The organism is Devosia faecipullorum (assembly GCF_015158295.1).
GTDB lineage: Bacteria > Pseudomonadota > Alphaproteobacteria > Rhizobiales > Devosiaceae > Devosia > Devosia faecipullorum.
Genome location: NZ_JACDXV010000007.1, coordinates 80,295 through 92,096, shown reverse-complemented (window position 1 = coordinate 92,096; position 11,802 = coordinate 80,295). Strand labels below are relative to the sequence as shown.

The following is an 11,802-nucleotide window of genomic DNA, read 5'->3' as shown; positions in this document are numbered from 1 at the left end:
AATCTATGCCTCCCCTTCCGGCGCATCGGTCCAATAGCCGGTTTCTCCGCCACACCAGCCCATGGGCTTGGTGAAATCGAGCGCCTCCCACATCAGCGCCTCGGTATAGGTGACCACCTCGTCGCCCCCTTTGGTCTCGGCGACGCCGGTGTACCAATTGCTGATCATGCTGGTTTCCAGGCCGGGTTCGGCATCGCCGTCCCGCAGGCCCCTCAGGGTTTCGCCAAGACCGCGCGAGAGCAGCGCACTGAAATAACTTTCGCCAAATTGGGTGGAGAGTGCGCCTTTTTTCTTGCCGACCAGCCGGGCGGACAGCGCCAGGAAATCCTCGAGACTGGCGGGGTCTGCCGCGCTCACCCGCCCGCCCAGCACCAGTGCCAGCGCCGTGCCGCCGCTCCAGGCCAATACTTGCCGGCGGGTCACGCCGCTTCTCTCAGATTTCGTTATCATCGCGTCCTCGGGCCTGTGTTCCAAAAAGCTTAAACGGGTGAGGTTTAAAAGCGGTTGCCCCGATCATCATCCGCGCTCCGCGCCGGTCTTGGCCGCGACGGCATGGGCACTTAAGAACAAAAAGCGAATCTGCTAGAAAAGCCTCCAAGCTCACAGCCAGCCAGACGAGCACGGGCGAGATTGAACTATTCCATTCAGAGAGCCGAGATCACGGAGACACCGATCTTGCGCTTTGCCGGTCACAATTTCGAACCCCTGCCCACCGGCGCGCTTTATTGGCGCGCGCGGCAGACGCTGCTCGTCGCCGATCTGCATTTCGAAAAGATGGCGAGCTTTGCCCGTCGCGGGCAGATGCTGCCGCCTTACGACACCGCCATGACCCTCGCGCGGCTCGAAACCGACCTGCGTCGCACCGGCGCGAAAACGCTGATTTCTCTGGGCGACAGTTTCCATCGTCCAGATGCTAGCAGTCTGTTAACGAATGCCGATCGAATGCGGCTGGACGCCATGATCGGGGCGATAAATTGCATCTGGCTTGCCGGAAATCACGACCCTTTGGTGCATGCCATCGGGGGCACCTGCCTGGCTGATTTCGAGCTCGATGGTCTCAGCTTTGCCCATGAACCCCGCAAGGGCAAAACCGGCTTGATTTCCGGGCATTTGCATCCTGCCGCCCGGGTGCTCATGGCTGGCCGCTCCACGCGAAAATCCTGCTTCGTGCACGATAATCGCCTGATGATCCTGCCTGCCTATGGCGCCTCAACCGGGGCGATCAATATTCTGTCCCCGCCCTTTGCCGGTCTCTTCCATTGGCCCTCCCTGGAAGTCGCCATGCTCGGGCGAGATCGGGTCTATCCGGTGCCGGTCAAGCGATTGATCCAGGGCTAAAGCCCTGTTATCGCCTGAAAATTACGCCGCCCAGCCAGCCGGTGAACAGGGCCAGGATCACGCAGGCAATGCCATATAGCAGCGGTGATTGCGTCGCCGATTGCGCCAGAAATCGTTCGAAGCCGATCTTGCGCACCGCAAATCCTTCCGATTTCCGGGCAATGATCTGGCCATCCTTGAACACATAGGTCTGGGCGATATAGGGGCCGGGCGGCGCGCCGCTCGGTAGGGTCAATTGCGCCGAATAGAAACTATCCGACATGAATTGCACCCCGTTTTCCTGCACCCCGAACAGCCCCTCTTCGGACATCAGCCGGATCAATTCGCGCCCGAAAACCAGCGTCTTCATGAACCCGGCGGGATTGGGCGCCATGGCATAGGATTCGGGCAGGATCGAATTCTCGTTGAGCAGGTTTATGTCAGCGATTTCAAGGAGTTTCCGGCTCGAGAGCACATGGAAATAGCTCGGAAACCGGCGATAGCCGACCTGTTCGGTATTGAGCCAGATGCCGAAATTACTGGTCATTTTGCGCGCCACCCGATCCTGCGCCGGACCCAGCACCACGATCACGACCTGGAACGGGCCATCGACATGGCGCTGCTCCGATCCGGCCTCCGGCGCGATGGTCCCGAAAAACGTCATCCTCTCACCGTCAAAGCTCGAAGTGATCTCGATCCGGTCATTGGAAATGCCGGAAATCAGCCGTTCCGCCACCACCGGCTGAACGGAAAGGGTGACCACGGACAGGGCGAGGACCAGGAGCCGGATCATCTGGGCAGGCTCGTCACGGCCATGGAATAGATGTCTGAGGGTGTCAGGACCAGCGACAGGCCAAACCGGATCGCCACCGCCAGCACCAGCAAGGCCAACAGCCCCCGCAATTGTTCGCCACGCAGGTGCTTTCCCGCAGCCGCGCCGAACTGCGCCCCGGCCACTCCACCCACCATCAGGCAGAAGGCCAGAAGAATGTCGACGCTCTGGCTTTGCACCGCATGGAGGATCGTGGTCGCCGCCATCATTGCCACCACCTGCGCCAGCGAGGTGCCGATAACCACATTGCCCGGTACGCGCAGCAGATAGACCAGGGCGGGAACCATGATGAAGCCGCCGCCGACACCCAAAAGCGAGCCGACAAAACCGATGAACAGGCCGATGAGCAGAACCGGCAACACGCTGATATAGAGGCGGCTTTTCTTGAATCGCACCCTGAGCGGCAATCCGTGCATCCAAGTATGCTGATGCGCCTGCCGATCGCGCACGACGATGCCCTGTCGGCGCTTGAGCAAGGCTCGCACCGATTCCTGCAACATCATGATCCCGACGAAACCGAGCAGGATCACGAAGCCAAGGGCGATGACCAGATCGAGTTGGCCGGCATCGCGCAGTAGGGCAAAGGCCGCGACGCCGCCGAAAGCGCCCAAGATGCCGGAGAGGACGAGATAGAGCGCCAGGTGCAGGTCGATGCCGCCGCGCCGGTAATGGCTGAGGGCCCCCGATGTGGATGCTGCCACCACCTGCCCGGTGACCGAGGCCACGGCGACCGCTGTTGGCACGCCGGAAAAGATCAGCAAGGGCGTCAGCAAAAAGCCGCCGCCGACGCCGAACAGGCCGGACAGGAAGCCGACAGCCCCTCCGATCCCCACGAGAAAGAAGAGGTTCACGGAAAGCTCGGCGATCGGCAGATAGACCTGCAAGACCCTGATCCCGTAAAAACTTGGTTCGCGGACTATTCTAGCCAATGGTCCGTCAACAAGAGGTCAAGGCCCGCCGCTTCGTAGAAAAACTTATGGCCCGGATTTTCGTCCGGGCCATAGCATGTTGAACATGTGCGATTTCTAGACCGGCTGGCTACCTAGTACGGCCAGCAGCCGGGGATTGATCCTGCCCATTTCGCTCATGCCGGTGGCGCGTTCGAATGCCCGGATCGCTTCCGTGGTTCGGGGACCGGCCACGCCATCGGCGGTGCCGACATCAAAGCCCAGCCGGCCCAGTGTTTGTTGCACCTTGAGGATGATGTCGCGTCCGGCGATGGTCTCGCCCGGATCGAAGCTGGCTGACCAGGTGCCGATGGGCGCGTAATTGGCTGCCAGGTCGATGGGGGCCACTTTCCAGTTGCGCAAATCCTCGGATATGCGGCTCACGGCTTCAGCGGACAGCGATTTGGCGATGTCGTCGCGTGCCTGGGCGGCGTCCTTGTCGCCGCTGCGTGCGGCCAGAGAGAACCACTTGAACGATTGTTCGAAGCTTTGCTCGACGCCAAGCCCCCGGGCATGCAGCATGCCCAGATTGAACTGGCTGTCGGTCATGCCATGATTGGCCGCCTTCTCGAACCACTGGGCCGCCAGCTCGAATTGCTGGTCGCCCAATTGGCCACCGGCATAGAGCGCGGCAAGATTGTGCATGGCCATGCGGTTGCCGGCTTCGGCGCCGCGCTGGTACCAGAGCTTGGCCTGTTCGAGATTTTTTTCGACGCCCGAACCCACTTCAAACAGATTGCCAAGGCGATATTGCGCCGGCGCGAAACCCTGGGCGGCAGCGCGTTCGTACCATTTGGCCGCTTCAGCGAGATCCTTTTCCACCTGGCGGCCTTCGCCTAAGGCAGCGGCAATTTCGAACTGCGCCTGGGCGTTGCCCTTGGCGGCAGCCTCGCGCAATTCCAGCGGGCCAACGGACTCTGCCGGCAGATCAAAGGTTTTCGCCGCTACCGGGGCCGGCGAAGTCGATCCTGTCGTCTCCGGGGCGGCCTCCAGGACGGGAATGGCCAGCTCGTTCCGGCCAGAATTGGCAGCCAGACTCGGCGGCGTTGGCGTCGAAATCGTCGCTTTCGATGAAAAGCTCATCGGTTCGCCGGGATTGATCGAGCCGGTTGCGGTCGGATCGATGAGGTCGATGACCCGGGGAGGCATCGCTGCAGATTGATCATCTGAGGGCGGCGGATTGCTCGTCGGCAACGGCGTTGCGGTACTGGCTTCCATGGGGGCCGGTGCATTGGCGACGTTCGTGCGCTGCATGGCGAGGTTGAGCGCCAGCATGGAAACCACGACCAGAGTTGCGGCGAGCAGCAGGGGCCGCCGATACCGGGTGAGGAAGCTGGGCTCAGCGGCGAGGTCCGAGGTCGTGTCGCCCGTGACGACGGGGTCGGACTCGCGGAGCTTTTTCTTCTTCCTGGTGGTGGGCCGTTCTTCGGCCACGGGCGTGGCCGGTAGCGGCGCGACCGGCGCTTCGGTTTCATCGGCCTCGCGCTTGGGCAGACGGACGCGGGCCAGCGCCTTGCCGATGAGCGAGGCGCTGGGCGCGGTGTCGACCTGCTCCTGGCGGAGGCGCTGTGCGCGCCGGGCCGCGGCCACAAAGGTGCTGGTGCTCGAATGGGGTGCAGCAGGTTCCGGCGCTTCAGGCAGGGCAGCCCGCTCGGCGAAAGGATCCTGCTCGGATGGCGCAAAGCTGGATTGCGGGGCAGGCGGGCGCATGGCCTGGCTGGGATCGAAACGCGGGGCGGCCGGGTGCGGCGCGCTTGCCTCGGGTTTGGGCCGGGGCGGAGCCGCCGGTCTTTTGATTTCGGCTGCGGCTTCTCGCTTGAATCCCGGATCGATGAGCGGCGCTTCATCCGCCGGATTGACCGGCATGGAATCGTCTTTGGTCCTGCTCAGGCCGGCAAGGATGTTATCGAGCCTAGCGCTGCCCTTTGGTCGTGGCTGTATCGCTTCCGCGAACGCATCGATCGGCTCGACCGGCGCGGTGATCGGCGCGGGACGCGGGGTGTTCGCCGCCTTGGCAGGAGCGGGCTGAACGGCGCTTTCGGCGCCATCACGGCCGGACAGCATGGACTCGAGCCGCGTCAGCCGTTCGGCCGTGTCCTTGCCGGCAGTATTGAGCAGCGCTGTCATGCGCTTTTCCATCGCCTGCATGCCGTCCTCGCCGATGGCGGGGCCGACGGAGCGGGCCACAGCGTCCGAAGCGCGGCTCGCGATCAGGTCCGCCAGCGTCTCGTAATCGGGGGTCTTGCCCGCCGACTTGATGAGCCCGGTCATCCGATCTTCGATGCTTTTCAGGCTGTCGGGGCCGAATACGGCTACCGGCGCAGCGGTCTTGCGACCAATGGCTTCCCCCGTCCGCTCGGCAACCATATTGGCCAGGGCCTCAAAGTCGGGACGGTCCTCTGCGCCTGCGTAAAGCCGGGCCAGTCCATCCAGTTGCGAGTTGGCATCGTCCATGCGCGCCATCAATGCCCGGAGCTGGTCTTCTACGGCCCCGGTATCGATCCGGCCGTTCAGCGCCTCGATCTGGCTTTCCAGCCGCGAAAATCGCGGCTCCATGGCCGTGAGCACCGCGTCGCGCAGGGCGTTGATGTCCGAGCGCAAAGCCGCGACTTCGCCATTGCCATTGTCCAGGCCCTCAAGCCGCATCGCCAGCGCCTCGACCCGACCCATAAGGGCGTTGGGCGCGCTGGAATTGTCCTTCAGCGCCTGGGTGAAGGCCGACATCTCGGCGGTGAGTTTCTCGAAATCGCCGGACGACAGCGCTACGTTTTTCTCGATAGCGTCGATCCGGTCATAGACGTTGCGCACGCTTTCTTCGATAGCATGCATGGCCGGGGCGAGCTTGGCCGCCGGCTCGGCCCGAGGAGCAGCGCTGCGCTTTTTCTCGCGCGCCACTTCGCGTTCCATCTGCTCGGCCTGCAATTGGGCCAACTTGCTCACCGTGCCCGAGACATCGTCCAGCCGGGCATTGATGCCGTCGAGATTGACGCCCGAGGCATCCTCGATCATTCCGGCCAAAGCGGCGATCTGGCCTTCCAGCCGCTTGACCTGTCCGGTTTCGCCGATGGCGCCGGCAAGCAATTCGACAACCTGAGTCAATTGTTCGACCTGCCCGGCGACTTCGCGCACATGGCTGCCATTGCCGCGCTGCGCCCGGAGTTCACCTTCCAGCCGTTCCAGCCGCTGATTCATGCCGCCGACCAGCGCGCCCAATTCGCGGATTTCCGGCGTCTCGGCGCTGCGCGCGGGCTGCGGCGCCACACCCTGCCGGCTGCGAATTTCGGCGATGGCATTGGTCAGGTCGTCGGTTTCCCTGCCGAAGGCGGTGCTGTCGCGCTCGTTGAAGCGGTCCACGGTACGCTTGACCGTGCGCAGTGCTTCCATCCGGCGCGAACTGGTCTCGGCATTGCTCATCTGATCGCGCAAGGTGCGCACACGGCGCGCCAGGCCGCTGACGGCCGGAGTTTCGGTCGCTGTTTCCGCCTGGCCGTAATGGGTTTCGACCTTGTCGAGCAGCGCCACCAGTTCGCCGCGCAATGCCTGCCATTCGCCAGCGCCGGCATCGCGGTCCAGGTCGGCATAGTCCGATTGGGGATAAACGCGCGGCATATCGGGTCCCTGCTACAAATACGCGGACCCCTCGCGATTCAACACGAAGGTATGACGCTTACTCTTGAGAAAACATGGTAAAGAACCCGTTAAGCATGGTCGCATTATGCAGGATTGGCTTGCACAAAACCCCGCAATTTCGGGTTATTAGGGTCGAGAGAATAGGTATTTGCCCATGACGCGCCGACGCATCATCATCGTAGACGACCACCCCCTTTTTCGCGCCGCCCTGCGCCAGACGCTGGCGGGGGGAGATGCGACGGTGTCCGTCGAAGAGGCCGGCGATCTCAACGGGCTTAGCATGGCGCTCGATTCGGATCGCGATTGCGATCTCGTGCTGCTCGACCTCAACATGCCGGGGGTGCGAGGATTTTCGGGCCTGTTGCTGCTGCGTGCACAATATCCCGATATTCCGGTGATGATCATCTCAGCCGTCGAGGACGGCACGGTCATTCGCCGCGCCTTTGAACTGGGCGCCGCCGGCTATCTCCACAAATCGGTTGGTCCCACCGAAATTCGTCGCGCCATCGAAACGGTCTTGTCCGGCGAAGTCTTCGTTCCGGCAGGCATGACCCTGGGCGGTGAAGACGATCACAGCGCGCTGATGAAGCGCCTTGCCACGCTTACCCCCCAACAGGTTAGGGTGCTGATGATGCTAAGCGACGGGCTGATGAACAAGCAGATCGCCTATGAGCTTTCCATCTCCGAGGCGACGGTCAAGGCGCATGTCTCGGCCATTCTGCAAAAGCTCGACGTGGACAGCCGCACTCAGGCGGTAATTGCCGCTGCCCGGATCGAGGATGGCCAGTTCGAGGCCCTGTTCACCATCGGCGGGGAGAGTGCCGGCTCATGAAACCCAGTATTTCCATCCTCACCATCGGGGTCGACGACCTCGAACGTGCATTTGCCTTCTATCGCGCCCTGTTCGACCTGCCTGATGAGCAGATCGGGGCCGGCGCAGAGCACGTTGCCTTCTTTTTTGACGACGATTTTTCCTTCGTGCTCTTTCCCCGTAACGAGATCGCCCAGACGGCGGGCAAGCCGGAAGCCATTGCCGGAACGCCCAGCTTCGTCCTCAGTCACCGCGCCGACAGCCCCGAGGCGGTCGATGCCATTCTAGACAAGGTTCTTGCCGCCGGCGGAGCTATCATTACCCCAGGCACCCAGTCGGAATGGGGATATTCGGCCTATTTCGAGGACAGTGAAGGCAATGTCTGGGAATTGATGGCGTCGCCACCGCTCAATTGAGGCGGAAACGCTCTCCCACACTCCTCGTCTAAAACCCGCCGCCGGTCTTGAAGCCACCGCTCTTGCGCGTGCCCGATGATCCGGTGCGCGGGCGAGAAAAGCCGCCGCCGCCCGATGAGCTGCCGCCCCAGCCCCCGCCAAAGCCGCCTGATGGCTTGCTTTTATTGCCGCCACCGCCGCCAAAGCTGCCATCCGGCCAATTGAAGCCGCCGCCGCTCGGCGGCCAGGGATTGTTCGGCATTTTGCTTGTGCGGGTCTGCCGGGTGCTCTTATAGCCGGCGCCCCATTCGCTGCCCGCCGCCCAGTTCTGGCTGCGCCGCCATTGGTCCCAATAGCTCGCCGCCGAAATGCCCCCGCGCAGGAACTGGTCCAGCAGATCGCCCACCAGCCGGTCTTCCTTGAAGCTCGAAGTCGGATCGTCGAAGCGCTGCTTCTTGAATTCCCACTGGATGTCCTCCAGTTCGCGACGTCTCGCCGCCAGCGTCTTGAGGCGCTCGCGCCAATCGCGGCTTTCCTCGTCTTCCTCGCGCAGCCGCGTGCGGGCTTCGTCGATCTGGGCGACGATGGTGTCGTCCTGTCCGGTGCGGGTCAGCCGCGCCGAGGCCAGAAGGGTCTGGATGTCTTCCCGCCCCAGCGCCGCCGCCAATTCCGTCGAGGCATTTTCAAAGGCGGGATGCTTGCCCTCGGCCAGGGCGTGCAGTGCGCTGGCGGCGGCGTCCCGCTTGTCTTCGGTCGCGAGAATTTCGCCGTCGAGCACCACTATTTCCGCCTGTGCGGCGGCAATGGCGTCACGGATCGGTCGTCCGCCGGCCGCATCGACTGCCGACATTTCCAGCGCCGCCAGTTCCGCCTCGGCCTTTTGCACCAGCGCTTCCTGGCGTTCGGCGTGCTCGCGCAGGCGCAAAGGAATTTCATTAAGCATGGCGTAGTTCGGTCGCGCCTTCTGGAACCTGATCAGATCGGCGATCATGCGGTCGAAATAGCGCGTCAGATTGCCGGCCTTGTAGCCAGACGTGCCGTAGCCGGCATCCCACAGATACATGAAGAGCGGATCACTCCGGTAGGGGCGTCCTTTCCCCTCGCGGTCGGCTTCGGCCAGTTCCGTCTTGCGCATCGACTGTTCGGCGACGCGGTCGAGTTCCTCTGTTTCGGCTTTCTTGGCCTGAAAGCTGGCGTCGCTGGCCAATGTCGCGGTCAGGCCAGCCGTCAGCTGCTGGAGCTTCTTCAGTTGCGCATCGAGAAGCGCGACAGCGGCATTGCGCTTCTCGATCTGGCCGGAACGGGCCTCATCGAGGTCGTTCATCGCCTTTTCGGCTTTGCCCATGTCCAGCGCATGCGCCTTGAGCATGTCGCGGGCCTTGGCCTCGGCGCTGGAAATACGATCATTCAGTTCGCCCTGCATAGCAGGGTCGAGCCGCAACTGCGCCAGCTGGCGGAAAAGCTCCGCCTCGCTTTCCTTGATCTTGGTGATGCGTTCGGCAGAACGCGCCGCGCGCTTGGACAGCTCGTCTTCCTCGCGGCGAATGTCGCGCATGGCGTCCTCGAGGCTGGCCAGCGCCTGGGGTCCACGAATGCTCATGCCATCACCACTGCGTCACCGCGCCGCCCATTACGGGCATCAGATATTCCACGTCCAGAAAGCCGTCCGACTTCCGGCCCACCAGATTGCCCTGGATGATCCCGTCATCGAGTTTGTCCGCTGCCACGGCGTTGTAGACCGTTTCGGGAACCCGCACCCCCCACATGGTGACTGTTTCCGTCTGCCCGTTCTCCTCGTTGAGAATGGGCAGCGAGAGGGACTTACCGTCCGGGTCCAGCGCCTCGACCACGAGATAATAATTGGTGGCGTCGGTATTGATTTCGGGGAACGTCCAGAAGCCCGATTGCACATCCGGCCGATTGACCACCCGTAGGCTATATTGGCGGCGCAACAGGTCGCGCAGGGCGGTCAGGCGGGCAATGGCGTCTTCGGCGCCCGCCCGATTGCCTTCGGCTGCCTGCGCTTTGCCGCGCGCCAGCAGTCCATCGGCTTGCACGACAGCCTGCTGCACCTTGGTTTCGTCGTAAATAGTCTGGTAGAGCGCATCCATCTGCGCAGGTAGCGCCTCGGTCAGCTCGATCCGCGCCTGTTCGGCCTGGCCGCGCTGGTAGGGTTGCCAGATTCCGAAATAGCCCACGCCTAGCACGGCGAGCGCCACGAGCCCGGCAACCAGCGGTCGGCCCCAACGTTTGCGGCCGACATAGAGCCGGGCCAGGCTCGTGCCGAGGCCAGGAGCAGGGGGCTCATAGGCAAAGCGGCTCTCCGCCAGCGCCGCCACGCCCTCTTTCAAGATATGGTCGGGAACCTCGATGCCCTGCTGGTGATAGACATTGCGCAGCCTGTCGATCAACTGCTTTTCGCGCGCGACCCCATCGAGCTCGCGCGTCACCAAATCCTGCTGGTGACGGAGCGTGTCGACCACGTCCATCGCCAGCATGACTTCGTCAAGAGGTGCAGCGGACTTCGCCGTCGCGTCACTCATGCCCAGCCTTCGTCCTTAATGCCCGACGCTTCAGTTCTTGGTTTCGAGCAATAGCGCATTGCCTTCGGCGGCCAATGTCGCCAGCCGGCGCTTACCATCTTCCACTGCATCGCGGATTTCCGCCGAATTCTTGGTGGACGCAACGCGCATCTCGTTGATGATGGTGCGGCTCTTTTCCTGAAAATTGACCACCGAATCCACCAGCTTCTTGACCGCATCGGCGCGCACCGTCGGGCCGTAACCGGCCTTGATGGCTTCCTCCTGCACCTTGTCGCCGATTTCCGAGAGCGTTTCGAGGCTCTTGGACATGCCTTCCTTCATCGCATTGAGCGTTTCGGTCGATTCATGCAGGCCGAACATGCCCGTGAACGAGGCGGAAAGGGCGGTCAGCACCGTTTCATTGGTCGAGAAGAATGAGATCGACTGCTGATAGACGCGCTCCTTGGCATTGGTCGTCTGCATCAGCCGGGCCATCACCACTTCGGACGTGTTGTAGGAAATGGTCAAATTGTCCGAGAGATCCTTGGCGATCTGGTAGCGCTTCTCCTCGTTCTGCATTTCCCGCAGGCGCTCGTCTCGGGCCATTTCGAGGCGGGCGCGATCAGCCGGAACGTCGCCGGCATAGGCCGAAAGATCATCGGCGGATTTCTGCAGGATATTCTTTTTGTCCTCGAGACGCTTCTCGGCCACCTGCAGCAATTCGAGCGCCATCACTTCGGCCTGCTTCAGCGCGCCGCGGAAATCGCGATAGGCTTCAAGAATTGTCTGCTCGCGGTCGATCTGGTCCTTGGTGTCGCGCGTGACCTCAAGATAGGTGTCGCGAATCTTGTTGAAACGCGTCGCGATGTCGCCGCGGCTGATCTTCATCCAGACATTGGAAGCGCGTTCCAGCAGATCGATCTTGTTGTCCGAAAGCTGGTCCACCATGCCCTTGGCATCGTCGCGAATGGAATCGAAGCCCTTGGTGATGTCCTCGTAGCGTTCGCCGATCTTCATGGCCGCGACCTGTTCACGCACCACTTCGTTGAAGGCGCTGGCCTGCGACAAGGTCCGGCCGATAAGGATGACGCGGGTTTCGTCCAGCTCCGTGATCTGGCTCAGAAGGCCGGTAATGGGCTGTTCGCCCTGCTGTTCCGGCCAGATGCCGAGGTCGCGGATGGCGTTGACCGCCCTGTCGAGATACTGCAACGGCTTTTCCGCCAGGGTGGTCACGGCGGACGCGGCACTGGTTGCGGTCTTGGTCTCTTGGTCGGTCATCTTTTTCCCTCTGTAATGGGCAGGTTCGGCCGGTGGCCTTGCCCTAGATTGCGTCTGCCGCGCCGCCTGA

10 protein-coding genes are annotated in these 11,802 nt (G+C 62.5%); 3 read left to right on the top strand and 7 right to left on the bottom strand.

The features are described from left to right. Positions 1–3 precede the first annotated feature (3 nt). Positions 4–423: a sugar dehydrogenase complex small subunit gene (locus tag H0482_RS16950; RefSeq protein ID WP_193730749.1), complete on the bottom strand. Its 420-nt coding sequence runs from the start codon at positions 421–423 to the stop codon at positions 4–6. Positions 424–630: 207 nt separating this feature from the next. Here H0482_RS16950 and pdeM point away from each other — a divergent pair, with 207 nt between their 5' ends. Then, entirely contained in the window at positions 631–1,338 is a 708-nt protein-coding gene (gene pdeM, locus H0482_RS14260; RefSeq protein WP_193730748.1) for a ligase-associated DNA damage response endonuclease PdeM, read from the top strand. Positions 1,339–1,345: 7 nt separating this feature from the next. Here the strand turns inward: pdeM and H0482_RS14255 are convergent, their stop codons facing one another. The 3 genes from H0482_RS14255 to H0482_RS14245 all read right to left on the bottom strand — a co-directional run bounded on the left by H0482_RS14255 (position 1,346) and on the right by H0482_RS14245 (position 6,705). Then, a complete protein-coding gene (locus tag H0482_RS14255) occupies positions 1,346–2,110 on the bottom strand; it encodes a TIGR02186 family protein (protein WP_193730747.1) in 765 nt (254 codons plus the stop codon). After that, on the bottom strand, positions 2,107–3,033 hold the full coding sequence (locus tag H0482_RS14250) for a sulfite exporter TauE/SafE family protein (RefSeq protein ID WP_193730746.1): 927 nt from the start codon (positions 3,031–3,033) through the stop codon (positions 2,107–2,109). Before H0482_RS14250 ends, H0482_RS14255 begins: the two co-directional genes overlap by 4 nt. A 141-nt stretch (positions 3,034–3,174) precedes the next feature. Then, positions 3,175–6,705, bottom strand: a complete 3,531-nt coding sequence (locus H0482_RS14245) for a peptidoglycan-binding protein (RefSeq protein WP_193730745.1) — start codon at positions 6,703–6,705, stop codon at positions 3,175–3,177. Positions 6,706–6,880: 175 nt separating this feature from the next. Between H0482_RS14245 and H0482_RS14240 the strand changes: the two genes are divergently transcribed. Both H0482_RS14240 and H0482_RS14235 read left to right on the top strand, forming a co-directional pair. Next, positions 6,881–7,558 carry a response regulator gene (locus H0482_RS14240; RefSeq protein ID WP_193730744.1) on the top strand — a complete coding sequence of 226 codons (678 nt, stop codon included), beginning with the start codon at positions 6,881–6,883 and terminating at the stop codon, positions 7,556–7,558. Continuing rightward, positions 7,555–7,953 (top strand): VOC family protein, encoded by a 399-nt coding sequence (locus H0482_RS14235; RefSeq protein ID WP_193730743.1) that lies wholly within the window; start codon positions 7,555–7,557, stop codon positions 7,951–7,953. Before H0482_RS14240 ends, H0482_RS14235 begins: the two co-directional genes overlap by 4 nt. 28 nt (positions 7,954–7,981) lie before the next feature. On the opposite strand, the gene H0482_RS14230 is transcribed toward H0482_RS14235, so the two are convergent. Genes H0482_RS14230 through H0482_RS14220 form a run of 3 tightly spaced genes read right to left on the bottom strand, consistent with a single transcriptional unit; the run spans position 7,982 to position 11,732 of the window. Beyond that, the gene (locus tag H0482_RS14230) at positions 7,982–9,532 is read right to left on the bottom strand and encodes a coiled-coil domain-containing protein (RefSeq protein WP_193730742.1); all 1,551 of its coding nucleotides are present in this window, start codon (positions 9,530–9,532) and stop codon (positions 7,982–7,984) included. Between the two features lie 4 nt (positions 9,533–9,536). Further along, positions 9,537–10,475 (bottom strand): DUF6384 family protein, encoded by a 939-nt coding sequence (locus H0482_RS14225; RefSeq protein WP_193730741.1) that lies wholly within the window; start codon positions 10,473–10,475, stop codon positions 9,537–9,539. 30 nt (positions 10,476–10,505) lie between these two features. Further along, positions 10,506–11,732 carry a cell surface protein gene (locus H0482_RS14220; RefSeq protein ID WP_193730740.1) on the bottom strand — a complete coding sequence of 409 codons (1,227 nt, stop codon included), beginning with the start codon at positions 11,730–11,732 and terminating at the stop codon, positions 10,506–10,508. Positions 11,733–11,802 lie beyond the last annotated feature (70 nt).